Raw genomic sequence first — 24,442 nt, 5'->3', positions numbered from 1 at the left:
ACATGTTTGGCGGGCCTTTGGTTATTTGACGAAAGGATCGCAGCTATGAGCGAGTACGATTCCCAGCGTCCCCAGGATGCGGGCAACGCCGGCGAGACCCAACAGCAGCCGCGTGTGCAGGTGGAATCGACGCCTGCCGACAGCAACATTCCTTACGTGCAGGCCTACGACACGCAGACCGGAAAGCCGCTTGGCAGCCAGCAGGTCGTAAACAAGCACACGGTGGTCAAGACCAAGACCAAAAAGCTGCCGATCTTTATTACAGCGCTTGCCGGCTGCGCCTGCGGCGCCCTACTGGTCATCGCGCTCATTATGAGTGGCACACTCAACATTGGCGGCGGCAAGAATGCCGTGACGGCGGGCGCTTCGGGTTCGTCGACGCAAAAGATTACGATTGATTCCGAGGACACCACGCTGGCCGAGGCCGTTTCTGCCAAGGCCCTGCCCTCCGTGGTTTCCATTACCGCCACTTCGAGCGGCGGCCAGAATGGCTCGCTTTCGCAGTCTGCCGACGAGTCGGACAACTCGGGCAGCGTCGGCTCGGGCGTGGTGCTCGATACCGAGGGCCACATCCTCACCAACAACCACGTGGTCGATGGTTACGACCAGTACGTGGTGACCATGGACGACGGCACCACCTACGAGGCCGAGTTCGTGGGCAACGATGCCTCGAGTGACCTGGCCGTTATCAAGCTCAAGGACGCCGACGCCTCCAAGCTCACGCCGATTGAGATCGGTGATTCCTCCAAGCTCAACGTGGGCGAGTGGGTCATGGCGATTGGCTCGCCGTTCGGCAACGAGCAGTCTGTCTCCACCGGTATCGTCTCGGCGCTGTATCGCTCCACGGCCATGAGCTCTACCAACGGTAACACCATCTATGCCAACATGATCCAGACCGATGCCGCCATCAACCCGGGCAACTCCGGCGGCGCGCTCGTTAACGACAACGGCGAGCTCGTGGGTATCAACTCGCTCATCGAGAGCTACTCGGGCTCCAGCTCGGGCGTGGGCTTTGCTATTCCCGTTAACTACGCCAAGAACATTGCCGACCAGATCATCGACGGCAAGACGCCGGTGCATCCGTACATGGGCGCTACGCTTTCGAGCGTCAATGCGCTTAACGCCCGCACCAACAAGTTGAGCACCGATAGCGGCGCGTATGTGGCGAGCGTTGTTGAGGATGGTCCTGCCGCCAAGGCCGGCATTCAGGAGGGCGACGTCATCACCAAGTTGGGCGACGATGAGATTTCGAGCGCCGATGGCCTGATCATCGCACTACGCAGCCACGAGGTGGGCGAGAAGGTCGAGATCACGCTCATGCGCGGCAGGGAAGAGAAGAAGGTCACGGTCGAGCTGGGCTCCGACGAGGAACTGCAGAACCAGCAGCAGAACGACAGCGCAACCGACACTGGCAACGGCGGTATTACCGATGAGCAGCTGCGCCAGTACCTGGAGGAGCTGCTCGGCCAGCAGGGCCAGGGCCAGGGCTACGGCCAGGGTTTCTAACGAGCTGTATCGCACATATCGAAGCCAGAGGGGCTGTCCCGCCAACGCGGGACAGTCCCTCTTTTCTTATTGATCCGTTGGGGACGGGGAAACGGATCATTTAGAAACGGCAAGGGCATGGTTTGAACGCGCGATCCACTCCAGTTTGACGGCTGCCGATTCGGTGCGGTTTGAGACCGCTATTCGGCCCCATCGTGACCGGTGGTACTCTTGTATCCGTTTGAAATCGAGCGAAGGAGTACCGCTATGGAGCAATCGAGCCTGTTTGGTGACGGTGTGGACATCGATACCGAAACGCCCGCGAGCGCGGATGCCGCCGCACCGACCGACGTTCGTGCCCAGGCGGCAGCGCGCGCGGCCGAGCTGCGCCACGAGCTCGATTACCACGCGTACCGCTACTACATGCTCGACGCACCCGAGATTACGGACGCTGTCTTTGACAAAATGCTCGTTGAGCTGCAGAAAATCGAGGCGACCTACCCCGACCTGGTGACGCCCGACAGCTATACCCAGCGCGTGGGCGGCTACGTGAGCGAGCAGTTTACGCCGGTCACGCATATGGCACGCATGTATTCCATGGACGATGCCATGGATCTGGACGAACTCGACGCGTGGCTCCAGCGTACCGAGGATGCGCTCGGTGCCGGTAGCGTCACCTATACCTGCGAGCTTAAGATCGACGGCCTGGGCGTCGCACTTACCTACCAAAACGGAACCTTCGTGCGCGCGGCGACGCGCGGCGACGGCACCACGGGCGAGGACGTGTCGCTTAACGTGCGCACCATCAAGGATGTGCCCATGCATCTGTCCGAGCCGGCGCTCGCCCACATGGGCGCCGACCGCGAGCGTACCATCGAAGTGCGCGGTGAGGTCTACATGCCCAAGGGCAGCTTTGTGCGCCTGAACGACGAGGCCGATGCCGAGGGCCGCGACCCCTTCGCCAACCCGCGCAACGCCGCTGCAGGATCCCTGCGCCAAAAGGACCCCAAGGTCACGGCGCGCCGCGATCTGGCCACCTTTATCTACGCCATCGCCGATACCGATCCGCTGCACGTCCACAGCCAGCGCGAGTTCCTGGACTGGCTGCGTAGCGCCGGCTTTAGCGTCAACCCCAACGTGGCACGCTGCGCCACGCCGGCCGAGGTCCACGAGTTCTGTGCCCAGGCGCTCGAGCACCGCGGTGACCTGGATTACGACATCGACGGTGTGGTCGTAAAGGTCGACAGCTTCCAGCAGCAGCTCGACCTGGGCTTTACCGCTCGCGCACCGCGCTGGGCTATTGCCTTTAAGTTCCCGCCCGAGGAAAAGCAGACCGTCCTGCGCGAGATTCGCATCCAGGTGGGCCGCACCGGTGTGCTCACGCCGGTCGCCGAGTTCGACCCGGTGACGGTTGCCGGCTCCACTATCGCGCGCGCCACGCTGCACAACATCGACGAGATCCGCCGCAAAAACGTGCGCGAGGGCGACACCATCATCGTGCACAAGGCGGGCGACGTGATTCCCGAGGTTGTGGGCCCGGTGCTCGACAAGCGCCCGGCCGATTCGGTCGACTGGCACATGCCCGAGGTCTGCCCCGTGTGCGGCAGCCCCGTGGTTCACGAGGATGGCGAGGTGGCCTACCGCTGCGTGTCCATCGACTGCCCCGCGCAGCTCAAGGAGCGCTTGCTCCACTGGGTGAGTCGCGGCTGCATGGACGTCGACGGCCTGGGCGACGAGATCGTCGACAAGATGATCGCCGCCGGTCTGATCCATGATGTCGCGGACTTCTACCAGCTCACGGTCGACGACATCGCCGGCCTGGACACGGGCCGCGTGTACGCCAGCTCCAACAGCAAAAAGGGCGTCAAGAAGGGCGACCCCATTCCGGTGGGCCTCAAGACGGCCGAGAAAATCATCGCCGAGCTCAACAAGTCCAAGAGCCAGCCGCTCGGTCGCGTGCTGTTTGCCCTGGGCATCCGCCATGTGGGCAAGAGTGTGGGCGAGGTTATCGCCGAGCGATTCCTGTCGATTGACAAGCTCATCTTGGCGAGCGAAGAGGATATCGCCGAGTGCGAGGGCATCGGTCCCAAGATTGCGGCGAGCGTCAAGCAGTTCCTGGCCGTGCCCGAGAACCTTGCCGTGCTGGAACGTCTGCGCCAAGCGGGCCTTTCGCTCGAGGTCGACTTGGGCGCCGCTCATGCGCAAGCCGCGGCCGAAGCTGGCGTGGCGGGCGAGCTCGCCGACGCACAGCCGCTTGCGGGTCTGACCTTCGTGCTCACCGGCACGCTCGTCAACCGCACGCGCGACGAGGCGGGCGCGGCGCTCAAGGTGCTCGGCGCCAAGGTTTCGGGCAGCGTGTCGAAGAAGACGAACTATCTGGTCGCCGGCCCCAAAGCGGGCTCCAAGCTCACCAAGGCCGAGCAGCTGGGTGTGCCCGTGCTGGACGAGGACGCGCTCGAGCAGATCTTAGCTACTGGTGAGGTGCCGGAGGCGTAATGGATATCGAGAATCGCAATTGCTCGCAGGTGGAAGGGCGCGCGAGGCATTCCCAAGTGCAGGTAAAAGAGCGCTTAATGATGCGAATTTGCGTTGCCGAGCGCGAGCGCGCGGCGGGTGCATCTCGCGATGCCTTTGAGGCGTTGACCGAGTTAGAGGCGAGGCTCGGTCTAGCCTAGAGAGACCGGCACCGTGATCTGCGTCACGTAGGTTGCCGGATCATCGCTGATGATGTCGTCGATCAGGGCGATCTCGCGCGATGGACCGGCGGGCGTCAGGTTGTGTTCGCGCATATAGCTGAGCAGCTGCTCATAGCGTGGGGCTGCTTGCCCGTGCGTGCCGCGGAAACTTATGGTCAGGCAGCGCGCGGCGGGTCGCGTCTCAACGTCGCCCAAGTAATTATCGGTGTCATCGAGCAGCAGAAAGACCTCGTCGTAGCCATCAAAGTCGCCGGCTGCCAGGCGTTCGGGCGCGATGCCCACACCCAGATTGCCCAGATAGGCAAAGGTTTCGTGCTGCCCCTGCTGAAGCTGGCGGATATGCCATCCCAGCGAATAGGCGTCGGTGGGATTGACGCGCTCGTGCAGCGTGGCGCAGCGAAGTTCGGGTTCCTCGATTTCGCTAATGGTGTCGAGATCAGCATTCAAAGCGCCACGAAGCAAGGCAAGCCGCTGGTCAATCTTGCGCGACATGCGCTCCAACTCACGCCGCTTGTGCTCAATTAACTCCTGTTGCTTGGTCAGTTGCCGTTGCATCAAATCCATATCGCGCGTAGTGACAAACTCGCGAATTTGCGCCAACGGCAAGTCGAGAACGCGCAGGTTGCCGATGGTATTGAGCGTGGAGAGCTGCCGCGATCCGTAGTAGCGGTACCCACTCGCCGGATCGACATATGCCGGCTCCAATAGCCCCATCTGTTCGTAATGGCGCAGTGTGCCCACGCTCAAATTGAGCAGGCGCGCCACCTCGCCAATGCGGAGCAGGCCCTCGGTGTGTTCGCTTGGCATGTCGGTCACAGGACCGCTCCTTTCGGTAAAACAGGGGAGAGGCGCTAGGCCTGCGTCGCCTCGCTACGCCACCAGCTTGTCAAAAGTTCCGCGCCGGTTGAGCACAGTAAATGCAATCACGCAGATGACTGCCGACAAAATCGATCCGCACGGCGAAGCGATGCCCATGGGAAACAACGTATCGGAATAGGCGTTCGACAGTAGCCACGCGCCCGGCACGCGAATGAGCGCCACGGCCAGCACGTTGTGCGCAAAGCCGATGTAGCTCTTGCCGTATGCAGCGAAAAAGCCGCTAAAGCAAATGTGGATGCCGGCAAAAATCGCGTCGAAAATATAGCTGCGCATATAGCCGGTACCGGCCGCGACCACCGCGGCGTCCTTGGCAAAAAAGCCGATAAACGCCGGTGCCACCAGCCACATCAGTATCGTGATCAGGCAGCCGTACACCACCGAGATCGTCATGGCGTCCTTGAGCACCTGACGCGCGCGATCGCCCTTGCCCGCGCCGGCATTTTGCGCCGTGAGTGCGCTGACGGTGGCACCCATGGAGCTCGGGACGATGAACAAAAAGCTGATCATCTTCTCGACCAGGCCCACGGCGGCGGCGTCGACGAGCCCTCGATGGTTGGCGATGACGGTGATAAACATAAACGCCACCTGGATGCAGCCGTCCTGCACGGCCACGGGCACGCCGATCTTAAGAATGCTGCCGAGCACCTCGGGCTGGGGGCGCAGGTCGCTGCGCTTAACGTGGATGTTCGTACGGCGGCTCTTGAGCCACACGAGCGCGAGGGCAACGCTGGCCGTCTGGGCGGTTACCGTGCCGAGCGCCGCACCCACGGGGCCGAGCCCCATGTGGCCGATAAATAGAAAGTCGAGTGCGATGTTGATGATGCACGCCACGCCAATCACGTACATAGGCGAGCGCGAATCGCCCAGCCCGCGAAAGATGGCCGAAAGAATGTTGTATGCGGCGATAAAGGGAATGCCCATAAAGCATATACGCAGGTAGGCGGCGGTGCCTTCGACTGCCTCGGGCGGCGTGCCAATGAGTGCCACGATCTGCGGGCACAGTGCGAGCAGGATAGCGGCCAGCACCACCGAGACACCCATAAAGAGCGTGATGGTGTTGCCGATGGCGGTCTCGGCGCGGTCAAACCGGCGCGAGCCCACGGCGTGGCCGACGATGACCGTCGTGCCCATGGCCAGGCCCACGAGCGTCACGGTAATGATATAGAGCGTCTGCGCACCATTGCCCACGGCGGTGATGCCGGCGGCGCCGCTAAACTGCCCCATCATGTACAGATCGGCCATGCCGTAGAGCATCTGCAAAAAGTACGAGAGCATATAGGGCAGGGCAAAGACCGCGATGGTCTTGAGGACATTGCCGCGTGTGAGGTCGTGTTCCATGGGCGGGGCTTTCTGGCTGGGTTTCTATACGTACCAGTGTAGTGAAAACCCTACAACGATTGTAGAGTCAAGGTTCATGTGCCAGTAGGGAGAAAATTTCTCGCCCACAATCATTTCCATTTGAATACGGTCGCGCGCCGCGCGGGCTTAGCGCCTGCGCCGGCCTTATAGAAATCGATTTCGGAACACTTGACACCATCGCTCGGCGCGCAATAATACGTGCGTTTGCGAACAACGTTTGATGGGGGATGAACCTGCGTGCGCAATCTCAAAATCTTGTTTTCCTATTTGGGGGCATACCGTCGCGATGCCATTCTCGGCGTGATGTTCGTCTCGGTCGAGACCGCGCTTGAGCTGTTTATCCCGGTCATCATGGCCAACATCATCGACGTGGGCGTGCCCACGGGCGACGTCAATTACATGCTGCTGCAGGGCGCGTTCATGCTCGTGTGCGCCGCGTTTTCGCTGGTACTGGGCTTGGGCTACGCGCGCACGTCCGCCCGTGTCGCATCGGGCCTGGGTGCTAACCTGCGCGAGGCCGAGTATCGCAAGATCCAGACGCTCGCCTTTGGCAACCTGGACAACTACGACGCCAGCTCGCTCGTCACCCGCATGACCACCGACATCACCGTCATCCAAAACGCCATCGGTAACGGCTTTCGCCCCATGGTGCGCGGACCGGTGACGCTCATCGTCGGCCTGGTCTACGCCTTGGTGCTGTCGCGTCCGCTTGCCACGGTCTTCGCAATTATTCTGCCCGTGCTGGCGATCGTGCTGGGCGTCATCACCTACTGCGTGAGCCCGCTCTACCGTCAGCTGCAGACCTCGATGGACCACCTCAACGGCGTGGTGCAGGAGGACCTCACTGCCGTGCGCGCCGTCAAGGCGTATGTACGCGCCGAGCACGAGGAAGCCAAGTTCGATACCGTCAATACCGAGCTCGCGCACACGGCGACGAAGACTTTCGGCAACGCCGTGCTCAACCTGCCGGTGTTTCAGTTGTCGATGTACGTGGCCGCCATCTCCATCCTGTGGATCGGCGGGCGCATGATTATCGCCGGTGAGCTGGGCGTGGGCTCGCTTACGGGCTTTATGAGCTATGTGCTGCTGATCATGAACTCGCTTATGATGATCTCCAACGTGTTTTTGCTGCTCACGCGCGCGCTCGCCAGCGTGGAGCGCATTTCGCGCGTGATCGACGAACAATCGCTCATCCAAGCGCCCGCGGCAGACGCGGCCGTGCGCGAAGTGGCCGACGGAAGCGTCGAGTTCCGCGACGTGTCGTTTAAGTACCGCGCGGATGCTGCCGAGGATGTGCTCGAGCATATCGACCTTCGTATTGAGCCGGGCTCCACGGTGGGCGTGCTCGGCGGCACGGGCTCGGGCAAGAGCTCGCTCGTGCAGCTCATCGCGCGCCTGTACGACGCGACCGAGGGCGTCGTGCTCGTGGGCGGACGTGACGTGCGCGACTACGACCTGGTCGCTCTGCGCGATGCCGTGGGCATTGTGCTGCAAAAGAACGTGCTGTTTACGGGTACCGTGCGCGAGAACCTGCAGTGGGGCGCGCCCGATGCCACCGACGAAGAGCTGCTGCGTGCCTGCCGCGCGGCGTGCGTGGACGAGTTCCTGGACCGCATCGGCGGGCTGGACGGCGAGTTGGGCCAAGGCGGCGCCGGTGTCTCGGGTGGCCAGAAGCAACGCCTGTGCATCGCGCGCACGCTGCTCAAGCATCCGCGCGTGCTCATTTTTGATGACTCCACCAGCGCGGTCGATATGGCGACCGACGCTAAGATTCGCGAGCACATCGCCCGGATTTCCGATACGACCGTGCTCATCATCGCCCAGCGCATCGCGAGTGTCATGGATGCCGATCGCATTGTGGTATTGGACGACGGTCGTGTCCACGGCGTGGGCACGCACGAGGAACTGCTAGCGGGCGACAGCATATACCAGGAGATTTACGCCTCGCAGATGGAGTTTGCGAGGAACGCGGACGCCGGCGACGGCAGCGACGATGGTTGCGCGAATGATCCGTTTTCCTCCGTCGCATGCGGATCGCCCTTGGAAGGGGGTAAGCGCCATGCCTAAGACCGCAGCCCAAGCACGCCCGGTCGACCTCAAGCGCACCGTGCGCCGCCTGCTCTCCTACATGGGGCATGCCAAGTTCTCGTTGCTCGCGGTGGGCGTGCTCGCCTCCGTCGCCGCCATCGCGAGCCTCGCCGGCACCTACATGGTGCGCCCCATCGTTAACGGCTTGGCCACGGGCGGGGAGGAACTGCTTGCCAAGCAGGTCATCCTGACGGCGATCATCTACGCTGCGGGCGTGCTCTCGGCCCTGGGCTACTCGCAGATTATGGTGCGCGCGGCCCAACACGTGGTGTCCGATATTCGCCGCGACCTGTTCGCGCACATCCAGACGCTGCCGCTCAGTTATTTTGACAGCACGCGCCCGGGCGACATCATGAGTTTTTTCACCAACGACGTCGACACCGTCTCCGAGGCGCTCAACAACAGCTTTGCCAACGTGATTCAGGCCGCCATTCAGGTTGTGGGTACCACGGCTATGCTCATCATCCTTAACTGGCAGCTCACGATTATCACACTCGTGTGCGATGCGGCCATTGTGCTGTATGCGCGCTACTCGGGCGCGCGCTCTAAGCGTTTCTTTGCTGCCCAGCAGGCATCGCTTGGCGACCTGGACGGATATATCGAAGAAATGGTCTCGGGCCAAAAGGTCATCAAGGTCTTTAACCGTGAGGCAGCGAATGTCGCCGGCTTCACCTGCCGCAACGACGAGCTTCGCCGCACCGGTACCGCCGCCGTGAGCTATGCCAACTCCATGGTGCCCATGACCGTCGTGATTGGCTACGTCAACTATGCCATCGTCGCCGTGGCGGGCGGCATGCTCTGCATCAAGGGGCTCGCCGACGTAGGTGCGCTTGCAAGCTACCTGGTCTTTGTGCGCCAGGCCGCCATGCCCATCAATCAGTTTACGCAGCTGGGCAACTTCTTGCTCAATGCGTTGGCCGGCGCCGAGCGCTTGTTTGCCGCCATGGATCTTGAACCCGAGGCGGACGAGGGCCGCGTGGAGCTGGTGCAGACGGGTGACGCCGCGTGGGCGTGGAAGATTCCCGAGGGCCAGGGCGTGGGCGCGTACGGACACTTGCATGATGTGGCGGCCGTTGATGAGTCGGGCCGCGCGGTAGCCGTCGACGGTACCGAGCTTGTCACCGGTCTTATCCCGCTTGCCGGCGACGTGCGCTTCCATGCCGTTGACTTTTCCTACGTGCCGGGCACCCGTGTGCTCACGGATCTCAACCTGTTTGCCAAGCCGGGGCAAAAGATCGCGTTTGTGGGCTCGACGGGCGCCGGTAAGACGACCATCACCAACCTCATCAACCGCTTCTACGAGGTCGATGACGGCGAGATCACGTACGACGGCATCGACGTCAAGCACATTGCCAAGGCCAGCCTGCGCGGATCGCTCGGCATTGTGCTGCAGGACACGCACTTGTTTAGCGGCACCATTGCGCAGAACATCCGCTTTGGCAAGCTCGACGCGACCGACGAGGAGGTGCGCGCCGCTGCCGAGGCAGCCTGCGCCGACTCGTTTATCCGCCGCCTGCCTAGAGGGTACGACACGCCGGTCACGGCCGACGGCGCCAACCTGTCGCAGGGCCAGCGCCAGCTGCTCGCCATCGCGCGCGTGGCCGTGGCCGATCCGCCGGTGCTCATCTTGGACGAGGCCACTTCGAGTATCGACACGCGTACCGAAAAGCTCATCGAGCGCGGTATGGACCGCATCATGCGCGGACGTACCACGTTTATGATCGCGCACCGCCTGTCCACCGTCCGCGACGCCGACGCCATCATGGTTCTCGAACACGGCCGCATCATCGAGCGCGGCACGCACGAAGAGCTGCTCGCCCAGCACGGCGAGTACTGGCAGCTGGCACACGGATTGAAGGAGCTGGATTAACCCGTTGGAGTGCGGCTTGCTCTGGCCCTCCGACCTCTCACCTCGCCCCAAACCGTCCCAATAATCGATGTTTTTCTCGATATTGAAGAAAAGCATCGATTTTTGGGACGGTTTTTCTGCCGCTCGACCGGGTGGAATCGCTTTCTTGTGCACGAAGGTGTGCGGACCCGCGGGCAGGGGAATAAGGTTGGTTATCCGACTCCATTGGAGGGCTCATGGACCTGCCGATCGTCCTGTCCCATAAGACCGCCTGGCTGTACCACAACGTGGCGCGCCCGTCCGAGCCGCTCTCGCGAGCAAGCAGCCTATACGATGAGGACTCGCTTGCCAACGAGGCGGAGCCGACCGCGAGCCTGCCCAAATTGGGACTCGATGCTAAGGGGCTGAGGGCTTCAACGGCTGTCGGGATTGTTACCGACAATCTGGTTTCGCTTGGTATTCCACGAGAAGAGCTCGATCATATCGATACGCTCGTCAACTTCGATTTTGAGCGCTCGACGCCGGCTGGATTTAGATGCCACGTGTTTGGGGCGCCGGTACCTTCAGACCATCTTATCGAGGTGGCAGAGGGCCTTCTGGTGGTTGATGAGGTCATGTGCTTTGTCCAAGCGGGTTCGTGGATGAGTGAGCCCGAGCAGCTGGAATATGGCTACGAAATCTGCGCCCGATACCATTTGAATCATCTGTCGACAGGCGATTATATCGAGATAGGGCAGAGGTATACCGTTGCCGACTTGATTGCTTATTGCAATGAGAACCGATCTCGTCAGGGGGCTATACGCGCGGCCGCCGTGCTCAAGCGCGTGCACGATGGCGCGCGGTCGCCCATGGAGACGGCCACCGCAATCATGGTCGTAGCAAAACGTTCCCAGGGAGGGCTGGGATACGCCAAGATCGAGCTCAACCATCGGGTCGATGTTCCCAGCGAGTTCAAGTATCTCGCTAAGGCCGGGTATTTCGAGATCGACGTATATGCGCCTGCAAGCGGTACGGGGATTGAATACAACGGCTCGGACCATCTTGATAAACAGCGCAGCGCGTCGGATGCGGAGCGTATGACCGTGCTGAGCGCGCTGGGCTTTAGGATGATCGTCCTCACCGGGACTCAGTTTGCCCACCAGCTGCAATTGCACCGGGCGATGAACGCCATCGCGCTCGCTATGGGCCTTAAGTGCGACCGAAGCGAGGCATTCCAGAAACGGCAGAATGACCTGCGGGAATTCGTGATTCGGCACTGGAATGGCGGCCTCTAGGGGCGTTTTGGTCCTTCTACGGGGTGCCGTGGGCAGGCAAACCATCACAACATTCGACGTTTTTTGCCAAAAACGGGAAAAGCATCGAATGTTGTGATGGTTTGCGTGCTGAGGATGGGCTCGGGAGGCCGGTCTTGTTCGCAAAGGCCTTTCGTGTCGTACGTATGTCGACCCATTCTTCCCGTGCGGTACTATATTTCCTGAAGAATAATGGCCTGTGTGAGGGGAGGGATGCGTGGACGGGCGCGTGCAACATGACGGCTTTGGCCGCGATATCAACTACCTGCGCATTGCCGTTACCGACAAGTGCAATTTCCGCTGCATCTATTGCATGCCGGCCGATGGCGTGGCGCCCCGCGCGCATGACGAGCTGCTCAGTGCCGAGGAAATCGCCCGCTTTGTGCGCCTGGTGGCGGGGGAAGGCATTCGCCGCGTACGCCTGACGGGCGGCGAGCCGCTGGTCAGCCGCCGTATCATCCCGCTCATTCGCGACATCCGCGCGATTCCGCAGATCGAGGACATCTCGCTCACCACCAACGGCGCCCTGCTGCCCAAGCTGGCGCCGCAGCTCAAAGATGCCGGGCTTAACCGCGTCAACATCTCGCTCGATGCGCTCGACCCTACGCTCTTTGGAAAGATCACGCGCCTGGGTCGACTCGAGCAGACCATGACTGGCATCGACGCAGCGCTGGCTTGGGGCTTTGAGCCCGTTAAGGTCAACTGCGTTGTGGTGCGCCGGCTCAACCAGGATGTGGCGGCCCTCGCGAGGCTCACGCTCGACCGCCCCATCCACCTGCGCTTTATCGAATACATGCCCATCGGCGACGAGCACACGAGCTCGCATTGCACTGTGGACCCGCATGCGCCCGCGCTCAATCCCGAGCTGTGGGACGCGAGTGACACCGTTCCGAGCGACGAGCTGCGGGAGCGCATCAATGCCGGGGCCGCCGCGGCGAGACTGGGCGAGCTCGAGCCGCTCGACATCAACGACGCCCCTGCCGGCGCGGGCCCTGCGCGCTATTGGCACTTTCCGGGCGCGGCGGGAACGGTCGGTTTCATCAGTGCCATGTCCAACCATTTTTGCGCGAACTGCAACCGTCTGCGCCTGACGGCCGATGGCAACGTGCGTCCGTGCCTATTCAGCGATGCCGAGTATTCGGTGCGTGAGGCGCTGCGCCGTGGTGATGATATGCAGGTACTTTCGATTTGGCGCGATGCTGTGGCCCACAAACCGCAGGAACACGCGATAATTGAGGGCACGCAACGATTTATGTCCCAAATCGGAGGATGATCATATGGCCAAGAGCAGGTACGCCGATGCCACCAAGGCCGCTCGCAGGGCCGCGATGTCTGCCCACAAAGCCGCGGCTGCGGCGAATGCCGGCAACGCCGACGCGTCCGCACAGCCGACTGCCAGCGCTGCCGCTGAGCCCGCCCGTGACGCCCGCCGCGACGAGCTGACGCACGTGGACGCCAAGGGCGAGGTGCGCATGGTTGACGTGTCCGACAAGGCCGAGACCCATCGCATTGCCATCGCCGAGGGCACCATCCTCATGCACCCCGAGACGCAGGCCATGGTGCTGCAGGACCGCGCCAAAAAGGGCGATGTGCTTGCCTGCGCGCGCGTGGCGGGCATCATGGCCATCAAGCGCACGAGCGACATCATCCCCATGTGCCATCCGTTGCTCATTACCAAGAGCAAGTGCGACCTTGCGCCCATCGCTGCGGCGGGGACGCCTGTCGAGGACGTGCCCGAGGGCTGGGCGCCGGCGCGCGCGGACGGGCAGGTTGGCTTTCACGTGCTGGTTACTGCCGGCGTGACGGGCAAGACGGGTATCGAGATGGAGGCCCTGACCGGCGCGAGTGCCGCGTGCTTAACGATCTATGACATGTGCAAGGCCGTCGATCGTGGCATGGAGATCGTCGACGTTCGCCTGCTGCACAAGGAGGGCGGCCGCTCGGGCATATGGGATCGTGCCAAACGCCAGGCCGCTGCTGTTGAGGCCGTGGCCGCTGACGGTGCCGCGCCCGCGAGCGCACCCGTCGCCGTCGCGCCCGCAGCTCCGGCACCGGCCGTCCCCGCGATCGCGTTTATCGGCTACCAAAACTCGGGCAAGACCACGCTCGTCGAGAAGGTTATCGCCGAGCTCACCCGCCGCGGCCTGCGCGTGGGTTCGCTCAAGCATCATGGGCATCACGGCTTTGATATCGATGTGCCCGCTAAGGACACCTGGCGCCATCACCAGGCCGGATCCAAGCACGTGGGCCTCATCTGCGCCACGCGCTGGGCGGAGTACGCCGACACACGTGAGGAGAACGAGATGCCCGCGCGCGAGCTGCTGTCGCGCTACAACGATGTCGACGTGGTGATCATCGAGGGCTACAAGACCGAGGGCTTCGACAATATCGTGGTCGCGCGCTCCGGTGTCGACCGTCTGCGCGGCAAGAGCTCGCTCGACCTGGTTGACGGCCGTACGCTGGCCCTTGCCTGCAACGAGGCCCTGGCGCGTCAGGCCTTCGACGCCGGCTTTGCGACCCGAGCCATCAACATCAACGACGCCCGAGCCATCTGCGATCTGATTCAGGACCATCTGGCCTAAAACCTGCCAAAAAGGGACAGGTTTATTTTGGAAGGTTTTATCTGGGCAAACGTTGTTTCCACCACAAAGGGGACAGGCACCTTTGTGGTGGTTTTTGCTTTGGTAGATGCGTGGGACATGCCTTACAATCTACCAAGTAGTTCATGACGGGCGAAAAACGGAGAGAAGGGGCTTGATGCGTCCTTAATGTTTCATGCGGATAGATTGATTTGACAGACAGTGGCGAATGCCCGCCGTCCGCATTCGTATGAAACAAGGAGTCTCCATGTTCGCCTCCCTTTTCTCAAAGCCTCAATCATCGCTGTCCGTGCAGGCCAAGCGCCTGGTGGCGATGCGCTTTCTCATCTACACCGGTTTTCAAACTAGCTACTTTATCGGCGTTATCGGAACGCTCACCTATGCGGACGATGCCTCGGTCGTGGCGACATCGTTGGCCGTTCTGTTTATGAATGTTTTTGTAATCCTGGGATCCTTTGCGGGTGGCGCGGCGCTCGACGCCTGGGGCCCGCGCCACCATTTCTTGCTGAGCATCGTGGGCACGCTGACAACCGGCGTGGCGATTATTGCCTTTGGCAGCGCGACCGGCATCGTCCTGCTCGGCGCGGTGCTCCTGGGCTTTGTGATGGGGTTCGCCCAGCCCATCGCCACATCCTATCCAGCCTACCTCACCGACGACCCCGTCGAGCTTAAAGACATCAACTCCGCTATCACCATGTTCTCCAACGTGAGCATTATCGTCGGCCCTACACTGGGCGGCTTTGTCGCGGCGGCTGCATCGTCACGCGCGGTGTTCGTGCTCATGATGATCTTTACCGTACAGGCGCTCGTCGCCGGTTGGGGCTTTAGGCCGCAGACCAGCCATGTCGCCGGAGATGCGGATGCCGATTCGGCAGAGGAAGGGGAGCGTGCGGGACAAAGCTCCAACCCCAGCACATCCACCCGCGCAACCTTCGCGACCAGCATCAAGACAGTCTTTACCAACAACGTTCTCGCGCTACTTTTCTGCATCATCTTCCTCTCGAACTTTGGCTACGGCGCCTTCGATCCGCTGGAGTCGTTCTTCTACCGTGATATTCTGCATGTCGGTGTCGAGTGGATGGGCTGGCTCTCGTCGGCCAGCGGTGTGGGCGCGGTGCTGGGCGCCGTGGTCGCGCTCCGCTTGCCGCCGCACCTGGTCAACCTTAAAACGCTGCTTGTGGCGCTTATGTCCGTGGGCCTGGGAAGTTTGCTCTATGTGGGGACACCGTACGTGGGCGTGGCCCTCGTCGGCCAGATTGCCCTGGGCATAGCTTGGGGCATCGTCAACCCGCTCCACAACACGATCGTGCAAACGACGGCGCCGCTCGAGCGGCTCGGTCGCGTCAACTCGGTCATGGGCTTTGGCAATATGTTTGCCGGCGTGGCGCCGCTGGCGATTGCCCCGTGGCTGGCGGCGACATTTGGCATGCAACAGACGCTCATCGGAGCGGGCGCGGTCGTGACGGCGGTTCCCGTGGCGCTGCTGCTGTTTGGCCGCCGGCATTTTGATCGTGCCGCAAGGCAGTAAAAACCATCACAACATTCGATGAAAATCGCGATTTTGCCGAAAAGCGTCGAATGTTGTGATGGTTTGCGCCCCGGGCCAGGCCGCCCTTCGGGTTCGGCCACCACAAGGGGGAACGGGCACCTTTGTGGTGGTTTTGCACCAAGGCGCCCCGTGCGCGCCTTGGTATACCATGTACACCACTTCCGACCACACCCCACATCGCCGCACAACCCAGAAAGGCCCCCATGGACACCTCCTTCAGCCACATTAAAGCCGTGTTCTGCGATATCGACGGCACGCTGCTCACGAGCCGGCACACGGTGTCCCCGCGCACCGTGGCGGCGATCCGCGCCCTGCGCGAGCGCGGCGTGCTCTTTGGCCTGTGCACCGGGCGCGACGCCCACGCGACCGAGGCCATGTACGAGCTCTGGGGCATCGAAGGCCTGGTGGACGTGATGGTGGGCTGCGGTGGTGCCGAGGTCATCGACCGCGCGCACGACATCAACGAGCTGAGCTATCCGCTGCCGGGCGAGACCATCGCGCGCATCTGCAAACACATGGCGGACCTTCCGGCAACGCCCGTCTGCCCCCGAGACGGCGTGTTCTACGTGCCCGAGAGCAACGCGTGCGTCGAGCACCTGTCGCGCGTCGACGGCGTGCCCTACCAGGTGGTCGATTTTGCCGAGTTCTTGCGCGAGCCGCAGCCCAAGGTGATGTTTACCATGGCGCCCGAGGTGATGCCGCAGGTGATTGAGCGGGCGTCGACGTTTGCCGACGACACCGTCAAGGCGGCGGCTCTGCAAACCACGCAGCGGCTCTACGAGTTCATGGATCCGCGCGTGTCCAAGACGCGCGGCCTTGTGCGCGTGGCGGAGCTCAACGACATGGAGCTCCAGGACATCTGCGTGTTTGGCGATGCGGACAACGATACCTGCATGGTGGCTGACGCCGGCGTGGGCGTGGCCATGGCAAACGGCAGCGACGCCACCCGTGCCGCCGCCGACTTTGTGACCGCGAGCAACGACAAAGACGGCATCGCGATCTTTATCGAGGAGCATCTGCTGTAGCGCCGGGGGAGAACCACCGCAAAGGGGACAGGCTCCTTTGCGGTGGTCTCAGGCGATTTGGGCGAATTGATGCCTAAAATCTGCGCGAAAAACCAAATAACGTTGTCCGAACATTACGCTTCTAACCACCGATGAGCTAAAGATATTCCCATCAATTTGGTAGTCTATTCCTCCCGGTTAATGACCTACCGCTCACGGTCGATTTTCAACCGTTCACAGGATGTTTTCTCTTGAGCAAAATGTTGTGCAAATAAATAAAATGCTATTAAAAAACTGATAACTGGCTTAATTACCAGTAGAAATAGATATTTCATAGCGAATAAACGAAGGTTAATCCGAGCAAATGTCAAGAGAATTGATAATTCGCTACAAAACTATCGGTATTTTTGCTTAGATGCTCAAACAATCGTTACAATTTGGATTACTAAGCGTGCGCAATTAAAGGTTGCGCAGATACGTTTGATAGTGAAAGAGCAAGATCGCGGTCTCTTGGGGAGGAGACATCGATGAAAGCGAATTCAGAAAAAACTAAGCAGAGTAAAAAAGCGACGCGCCGTGTACTGGCAGGCGTTTTGTGCGGAGCCTCCGTGTTGAGCCTGGTACTGTCGCTCGTCATGCCTCCGATCTCGCAGGCCATTGCCAACGATGCCCAGGCGGGTTCTACCGAAGAAACTGTGACGGCGGGTGGTTCCTCAACTGAGTCTACTGATGTAGAAAACACCAACAACGGGGATACCGAAAACCAGAATAGTGACGACGCTGAGGGTGGCGAAGCCGACCCTTCAAATGGTGTTGAGCAAGGTCAGCTTGAAGGTAAGCTGCAGGCCGAAGATGGCGAGTTGTCGGATGGCAATGCCGTAATGCTGGCTGCGGAAGGCGGGCAGACTAAAACGGCATCCACTGAAATACGAACAGCTGACGAGTTGAAAAAACTGGCGAATGCAAGCGGTGTTGCTAGCTTCAAGCTTATGAATGATGTCGGGACCAGCGAGACGATCACGCTCAACAACGGCAGCAATATCACGCTGGATCTAAACGGCTGCAAGATTAAGCATGCGAGTCAAGATCAGTCTTTGTTCAATATCACCGGTGGCACGACACTTACAATTAAGGATACTGATCCTGAGAAAGCGAGTGAAAGTGTCGACAAGGTCAAGCAGCTAAATGATCAGGATCAGACTTTAGATCGCGACAATTATGGTAAAGAAGCAGTGTTGTCTTACGACAATGGCATTCCGTCTAACCTTACCTACTATGTGACCCAATCGTCCCCGAGTGCAACAGACACAACCAAGACAACCGAGACGCTTTACAAACATAGCGTCGATATTAAAGGCGCCATCGTGGCATGCGGTGGCAATGAAAACCTGAAGCTCATCAACATCAATGGTGGTCATTTCAGTCTTGAGAACGGCGTGCTCACACAAGAGAAAGACTGCCATGTCCGAAACCTGGTGTACGCGGAGAATGAGTCGACCGTCAATATGAACGGTGGTTACGTTTGTGGAGGTTATTGTCGGTGGAGTGGTGCCGGTGCAGGAATATCTGTCAATAATAATTCGACTCTTAGCATTTCTAACGGCGTAATTGCTGGCAACTGCGCTCCTAGTGGCGGCGGTGTATATGCCAATAGATCTGCAGTCAAGGTGACCGGCGGCGTAATCTCCGGTAATAGCACTAACAGTAACGGATATGGTGGCGGCATCATGGCCGAAAATGGCGGCAGCGTTACTGTTTCCGACGGTTACATTACGAACAATCGCTATGCTAACTTCTGCTATAAAGATGGCGATGGTTGTCATGGCGGCGGCGGACTTGCTGCCATTAAGGGCGTCCATGTCACCATTTTCGGTGGCCAGATTACTGGCAACTATTCCGAGGAAGCTGGCGGCGGCGTTTACGTTACCAATATTTTTCAACAAGATAGTAGGGCATGGCTCGACATTAAAGGAGGAAATATTGCCTCTAACGTGAGCTATCGATCTGAAGGTGCCGGCATCCGAGTGGGCCAGAGGGTTGACGCGATGATTAACGGCCCTAAAGATAGTAACGGCACTAAAAAAAGTACAGTCTACATCACAAACAATCACTGCATGTCTCGCTTTGACTGGGGTGGCGGCGGCATCTTTGTTCAGGGTGATTCGAAAGACGCGACTAACGCAGGCAGACTGTTTGTATACAACTCGTATATAAGCAGCAATACCGCTGGCGGCTATGGTGGCGGCGTTGCGGTCTGCCCATCGGGTAAGACCTTGGTAACGAACACTGAAGGCACGGCAATCTTTGGCAATAAGTCTGCCGGTGCTGATGATCATGGCGAAGATTATCCTAAACCTGCTTACGACAAAGCGAACAATTCCGGCAATGACAATGCGCCCCATCTTTCTGCCGGCAACGACGGTAAGGATCAAGACAAAGCCGCCTATTTGAAAGACGTTTTTCGTAACAACGGCCATGCCGATTTCTTCCTCGCAGCGCATGATCACAATACGCCGATCGCAGTTGTGACTGGTGAGATGCTTGGTGGTGGAGACGCCCGGTACTCGGGAAGCATCGAACTTGAAAAAGCTATCAACATCCCCGCCAACGGTGCTGTTGGGGTAAAAAATAGCATCGGCCTGACCTCGGGTGTTATGGCCGAGGATGAGGCGGCGATTAATGCGCGGAATCAAGCGCAGAATGAAGCGACAACTTTCATCACGGGCAACTATTCCTGGGACCATGGTGGCGGCATCATGTCGAATGGCGACCTGTACTTAGGCCAGCCTGCTGATACGTATGTCTATCCGAGTCTTAAGCTGAAAGCGACCAAAGCCCTGTCCGGCCGTGCTCTCAAAGAGGGGGAGTTCTCCTTTGCGGTTTACCGTAAAGATTCAGACAGCGCGACAGCGCCTTATTGGAATAACAAGACATTCAACAATGGTGACTGCACCTTTGTTGGGTCTGCCAAGAATAGCGCTGACGGTAACATCACCTTTGACCTTGGCGAACAGTTCTTAGCGAGTGGCACTGGCGAAATTACGTACTACTTGGTCGAAGATGCGGGCAAGGATCCTGATGTCGACTACGATCATGCTGTATATGAGATTAAGGTGACAGTCGAGGACCACACGACCGTGCTCATGTCTGTTCCGACGCAGAACGATCCGAATGCGACTAAAGACCTTAAGGTCCATAACTACACGATTAAAAGTGTGAATGTTAAGAATCTTGGGGCTTCAACTGCCTTGTCGAGCACTGTGCCAGCAGATGCTGACGGCTATTATTCGATTGCCAACTCCGATGGTTCAAAGACTTTCAACAACACGTACACTCTGTACACTTCCGACGGCTCCTGGACTCCTAAGGCGACTAAGGTCGTTAAGGGTGGCGAGATGAAGGAGTTTACGCTCGAGTTTGCGGATAACGAGAAGTTTGAAGACGCCAAGACGGTGAAGACAACGGCCGACGGTACCAATACCCCCAGACTCTGAGTTTTGTCGATAAAATCACGTACAAACTTAATGACCTCAACAAGGGCGAGGACCCTACTGGTCGTGGCGCTTCTAAGACCTTCACCTATTACGTTCGCGAACAGCAGCTGACCACACCGTTCACGAACTACAAATACGACAAGTCGGTCTACAAGATCACGGTCACGGCAACTGATCAGTCTGATAAGACGATCAAGTGCGATGTGACCTACACCAAGATCGTCAATGCCGATGGCAAGGATATCCCCGAGAAAGAGCAAAAGCCGGTCACCTACGTTCCAGCTAAGGACGAGGCCACTGGCAAGGAACAGAGCGTTCCGGTCTTCACCAACACCTACTCCACCTCTTTGCCCCTTTCTGGTATGTCGGGCGTCACTCTGACGTACCTTGCCGGCGCGGCGGTGCTTTGCGCTGCTGCGGCCTGGATGCACATTCGTCGCAAGGCGAATGCGAAGGGAGGTAAGCGTCGTGAATAAGAAAGTTTGCTCCTTCCCGATCTTGTTTGCGCTGCTTGCCCTCGTGATCGGCACCTGCGCGGTTGTGTTCCCCGCTTCCGCGCAGGCCGCGCCGACCTCGACCGGTTCCATCACGGTGAGCGGCACCGTGGCGCGCAGCTACGACGCCTACCAGATCTTTAGCGCCAACGTCGTCGACGGCGACAGCGACGCCAAGATCGCCACCGACCTCGTCTGGGCAAGCGGCACCGCGCGCGACGCCGCGCTGCCTGTGCTGCACAGCGCCGGCATGCCCAATTCCCAGGCCACCGCGCAGGAAGCTGCCGAGTGGCTCAACACCGATTCCCACCTTACGAGCGCGCTGAGCGCACAGCTCGCTCGTTCCCTCCAGAGCTCTGGTGCCGTGTCCGTGGCCCTTAACGCGGGCACAGCGGCCGAGCTACCCTGCGGCTACTGGCTCATCGTCGCCGACGACGACGCCATCGCCCAGGGCGAGGCCGGCACCGCGCCGATCATGGCCCTGGTCGGCGGCAGCGCCGTCACCGTCAAGCCCAAGGCGGCGACCCCCAAGGTGTCCAAGCACGTGCTGGAGGACGGCACCGCCGCCTGGCAGAAGGCCGCCGACGCCACGGTTGCCGACGACCTGTACTGGCGCCTCTCTGCCACGGTCCCGGCCGGGCTCACCGCCTACGACACCTATACGGTGCAGTTCGTCGACACCATGAGCGCGGGGCTCGACCCCTCCAAGGTGGCCGTGAGCATGCGCGTGTACGTGGCGGCGGGCGCGGACGGCGGCTTTGACGCGGTCCAGACCGGCAAGGACGGTCGCGTCGGCACTGAGCCTGCGAAGGGCTGGACCGACATCACGGCCCAGTGCGCCACCAAGGTAGCGGCGGACGGCAAGACCTTCACCGTGCGCACCGGCGACCTCATCGCCGCGCTCGGCGGGGTAGACGCCTTTACCGCGGGCGCCCGAGTGGTCGCCGTGTACAATGCGCCGCTCAACAGCGCATGCAACCACGGCATCGCGAAGGGCAACCCCAACGAGGTCTACCTGCGCTACCCGCGCTCTCCCTTTGCCGACCAGTCCGGCGACGCCGGCTTCACCCGCACGCCGAGCGACGATGCGTGCGCCTACACCTGGGATCTCGCGCTCACCAAGCGCGGCAGCGACGGCGACAAGCCGCTTGCCGGGGCGGTCCTGAGCATCGCCGACGACCGCGGTCGCACGCTGGCGGCCGACGGCACGTGGGATGCGGAGGGCAAGGCCACCGTCACCACGGGCGAGGACGGCCGCGTGACCGTCTCGGGCGTGGACTCGGGCAAGCTGGAGGTCCGCGAGCTCAAGGCGCCCAAGGGCTACACCGCCTTTGAGGGCATGCGCTCCGTGACGGTCAAGGCCGAGGGTCTGGACGTCGACCAGGTGGCCGCCGCCAAGCCCAAGCTCACCATCACGGCCGAGTCGCCCCTGCGTGCCGACAGCGCGGATGGGTCGACGGGCAGCCTGGAGGCGTCGCTCATCAACACGCCCACCGGCACACCCCCTAGCATTACCACCGGAGGCTTTATGCCCTCGACTGGCGATATGGCAATGTACGCCGTGGCCGCCGCAGCGGTCGCCGGAGTCGCGCTCATCGTGGTCGCGCTCCTGGTCAAGCGGGGAGGTGGCAGCCATAAAGAGTAGCTGGCAGCCCCACAGAGAGCGGGGCGAGACGTAGCGAAGCAGATGCTAAGACACAGACAAATGATGACCGATCGAATGAGAACCAAACGGAAAACGGAGGAAAAGAAGATGAGCATGAGCAAGAACATCGCACGCCTGGCAGTGACAGCAGGCCTCACCGCAGCCCTGAGCTTCGGTGGCGTGATGGCCCCGGTGACCATGGCGTTTGCGGCCGAGGGTGACGGCAGCATCACCATTAGTCAGGCCGAGAAAAACGATGGCACCACGTTCAAGGCGTACCAGATCTTTAAGGCTACGGTGACCGACACTGAAAACGGTGGCAAGACCGCTCAGAACATCACGTGGGCGAGCGATACGGTTAGCATGAAGGTGATTGATGCCATTAGGAAAGACTGGAAGGGTTATGACGGCTTGAAGGTTAAGGATCAGCTGTCTGACAAACCTACTGCCCAGGAAGTAGCCGACTTCCTCATGGCACATGCGGGTTCCACTACTGCAGGATCAACATCGACTGATGGAACGCGAATCGCTACCAACAATGTTCTCTACGCAGTTGCGAATGCCGTTAAGAGTGAGAAACCTGCCGCGACTAACATCCCTACTGGTAATTCTTGGACTCCTAATCTGGCGAATGGCAACGGTTACTACCTGTTTGTGACCAGCGATCTCGATTCGACCAAGCCGAACACTGGCACGTCCCCGATCTTTGCAGTCGTGGGTGGTAGTGCCGTGACTGTCCATGAGAAGACCAGCATCCCCACGGTTGAGAAAAAGATCCTCGATGATTCTAAGGTGAAGGGCGGTGACATTACCGGCGAGACTGACTGGGTGGACGCTGCCGACTCCCAGATCGGCCAGGAGGTCAACTACCGGCTCACCGGTACGATTGCGGACAACTACGATAGCTACGACACCTATTCCTACAAGTTCAAGGATCAGCTGACGGACGGTCTCGACTACATCACTGACTCGATCAGCGTTTATGCGCTGAATAATGGTGAATACACCGAGATTAATCCGACTAGCTACGATGTGGATGCCCCTTCTGAGTCAAATCAGCGTGTTTTGACAGTTAACTTTAATGGAACCAATGGGCTGAAGTCAGCCACCGCGAAAAATGGCGGAACGCTTACGATCAATGCCAACACCAATATTGTTGTCTTCTACAAGGCAAAGCTCAACGCAAAGGCGGTTATTGCAGGGGCTAACAACAAGCTGGAGGGCAACCCCAATACTGTTACGCTCGAGTATTCTAACAACCCCATGGTCGCAGGTACTGGCACCTCGGAATCCGATATGGTCAAGGACTACACCTACGGCCTCAAGATCAACAAGGTTGACCTTGGCACTGAGAAGGCGCTGGAAGGTGCTACGTTCACCATCGCAGCTGGTGACACAACTAACGGTGACGTGAACAGCGCAAACGTTAAATATGTCAAGAGTGACGGCACTTTGAGCGACAACAAGGTTGAGCTTTCGATGAACCCCGATGGTGTCATTACGCTTACCGGTCTCGATGCTGGCGTCTATACGGTCACGGAAACTTCTGCTCCCGATGGTTACACCAAGGTCGAACCCTTCACCTTCGAGATCAAGCCGACCATGAACGCCATTGATCCGAACGCTGGTCTTACTGCGCTCTCTGGCACGCTTGATAGCAAGAACCAGAGTGACAAGGTCATCGCTGGCCTTACCGATGAGAAAGCCGGTGATAACAGGCTAACGGCGCAGGCCGGCTCGGACAAGGTCACCGATGGCTACTTCAACATCACCGTTGGCGATACCAAGCAGGTTGGCCTCCCGCTGACCGGTCTCAACGGCGTGACCTTCACCTGGATCGCTGGTGGCGCGGTGCTGTGCATCGGCGTGGCGCACCTCATCCGCAGCCGTAAGCAGGCTGAAGAGTCCGAGCAGGAGTAACGCTCACTCACCCATCCCTTTGGCAGGTGGGATGTGATGGCCATGAGACTTGCGGACACTTTTCTCGTCCATCCACGTTCTTGCTTTG

The 24,442-nt window shown here is 60.0% G+C and carries 16 protein-coding genes and 1 pseudogene; 15 read left to right on the top strand and 2 right to left on the bottom strand.

Annotated elements, in window-relative coordinates; all coding sequences use genetic code 11:
- The first annotated feature begins 45 nt into the window (after nt 1–45).
- From OIL77_02795 to OIL77_02785, 3 genes are all read left to right on the top strand, one after another.
- Nucleotides 46–1,506 (top strand): trypsin-like peptidase domain-containing protein, encoded by a 1,461-nt coding sequence (locus tag OIL77_02795; GenBank protein HJI44350.1) that lies wholly within the window; start codon nt 46–48, stop codon nt 1,504–1,506.
- 246 nt (nt 1,507–1,752) lie between these two features.
- Nucleotides 1,753–3,981 (top strand): NAD-dependent DNA ligase LigA, encoded by a 2,229-nt coding sequence (gene ligA / locus OIL77_02790; GenBank protein ID HJI44349.1) that lies wholly within the window; start codon nt 1,753–1,755, stop codon nt 3,979–3,981.
- On the top strand, nt 3,981–4,160 hold the full coding sequence (locus OIL77_02785) for a hypothetical protein (GenBank protein HJI44348.1): 180 nt from the start codon (nt 3,981–3,983) through the stop codon (nt 4,158–4,160). Before ligA ends, OIL77_02785 begins: the two co-directional genes overlap by 1 nt.
- Here OIL77_02785 and OIL77_02780 read toward each other — a convergent pair.
- Together OIL77_02780 and OIL77_02775 are read right to left on the bottom strand one after the other, a co-directional pair.
- The gene (locus OIL77_02780; protein HJI44347.1) at nt 4,152–4,988 is read right to left on the bottom strand and encodes a MerR family transcriptional regulator; all 837 of its coding nucleotides are present in this window, start codon (nt 4,986–4,988) and stop codon (nt 4,152–4,154) included. The two genes, OIL77_02785 and OIL77_02780, sit on opposite strands and share 9 nt — an antisense overlap.
- A gap of 63 nt (nt 4,989–5,051) precedes the next feature.
- Entirely contained in the window at nt 5,052–6,398 is a 1,347-nt protein-coding gene (locus tag OIL77_02775) for an MATE family efflux transporter (protein HJI44346.1), read from the bottom strand.
- Nucleotides 6,399–6,722: 324 nt separating this feature from the next.
- Here OIL77_02775 and OIL77_02770 point away from each other — a divergent pair, with 324 nt between their 5' ends.
- The 12 genes and pseudogenes from OIL77_02770 to OIL77_02715 all read left to right on the top strand — a co-directional run bounded on the left by OIL77_02770 (nt 6,723) and on the right by OIL77_02715 (nt 24,354).
- Entirely contained in the window at nt 6,723–8,486 is a 1,764-nt protein-coding gene (locus OIL77_02770) for an ABC transporter ATP-binding protein/permease (protein HJI44345.1), read from the top strand.
- The gene (locus tag OIL77_02765) at nt 8,479–10,377 is read left to right on the top strand and encodes an ABC transporter ATP-binding protein/permease (protein ID HJI44344.1); all 1,899 of its coding nucleotides are present in this window, start codon (nt 8,479–8,481) and stop codon (nt 10,375–10,377) included. Before OIL77_02770 ends, OIL77_02765 begins: the two co-directional genes overlap by 8 nt.
- A gap of 215 nt (nt 10,378–10,592) precedes the next feature.
- Nucleotides 10,593–11,630, top strand: coding sequence for a hypothetical protein (locus OIL77_02760; protein ID HJI44343.1), 1,038 nt, complete (start codon nt 10,593–10,595; stop codon nt 11,628–11,630).
- A gap of 235 nt (nt 11,631–11,865) precedes the next feature.
- Nucleotides 11,866–12,921, top strand: coding sequence for a GTP 3',8-cyclase MoaA (moaA, locus tag OIL77_02755; GenBank protein HJI44342.1), 1,056 nt, complete (start codon nt 11,866–11,868; stop codon nt 12,919–12,921).
- Between the two features lie 199 nt (nt 12,922–13,120).
- Nucleotides 13,121–13,594, top strand: a pseudogene (locus OIL77_02750) (cyclic pyranopterin monophosphate synthase MoaC).
- Between the two features lie 42 nt (nt 13,595–13,636).
- Nucleotides 13,637–14,230: a molybdopterin-guanine dinucleotide biosynthesis protein B gene (gene mobB / locus OIL77_02745; GenBank protein ID HJI44341.1), complete on the top strand. Its 594-nt coding sequence runs from the start codon at nt 13,637–13,639 to the stop codon at nt 14,228–14,230.
- A 265-nt stretch (nt 14,231–14,495) separates the two neighbouring features.
- The gene (locus tag OIL77_02740) at nt 14,496–15,776 is read left to right on the top strand and encodes an MFS transporter (protein HJI44340.1); all 1,281 of its coding nucleotides are present in this window, start codon (nt 14,496–14,498) and stop codon (nt 15,774–15,776) included.
- Nucleotides 15,777–16,000: 224 nt separating this feature from the next.
- Nucleotides 16,001–16,822: a Cof-type HAD-IIB family hydrolase gene (locus tag OIL77_02735; GenBank protein HJI44339.1), complete on the top strand. Its 822-nt coding sequence runs from the start codon at nt 16,001–16,003 to the stop codon at nt 16,820–16,822.
- 506 nt (nt 16,823–17,328) lie between these two features.
- Nucleotides 17,329–20,295: a hypothetical protein gene (locus OIL77_02730; protein HJI44338.1), complete on the top strand. Its 2,967-nt coding sequence runs from the start codon at nt 17,329–17,331 to the stop codon at nt 20,293–20,295.
- A gap of 14 nt (nt 20,296–20,309) precedes the next feature.
- Nucleotides 20,310–20,771 (top strand): hypothetical protein, encoded by a 462-nt coding sequence (locus OIL77_02725; protein ID HJI44337.1) that lies wholly within the window; start codon nt 20,310–20,312, stop codon nt 20,769–20,771.
- Nucleotides 20,764–22,434: an isopeptide-forming domain-containing fimbrial protein gene (locus OIL77_02720; GenBank protein ID HJI44336.1), complete on the top strand. Its 1,671-nt coding sequence runs from the start codon at nt 20,764–20,766 to the stop codon at nt 22,432–22,434. The genes OIL77_02725 and OIL77_02720 overlap by 8 nt, the downstream gene beginning before the upstream one ends.
- A gap of 75 nt (nt 22,435–22,509) precedes the next feature.
- The gene (locus OIL77_02715) at nt 22,510–24,354 is read left to right on the top strand and encodes an isopeptide-forming domain-containing fimbrial protein (GenBank protein HJI44335.1); all 1,845 of its coding nucleotides are present in this window, start codon (nt 22,510–22,512) and stop codon (nt 24,352–24,354) included.
- Nucleotides 24,355–24,442: the final 88 nt, after the last annotated feature.

The sequence above is a fragment of the Coriobacteriaceae bacterium genome (assembly GCA_025993015.1).
Taxonomy (GTDB): domain Bacteria; phylum Actinomycetota; class Coriobacteriia; order Coriobacteriales; family Coriobacteriaceae; genus Collinsella.
This window is presented reverse-complemented; position numbering and strand designations above follow the sequence as displayed.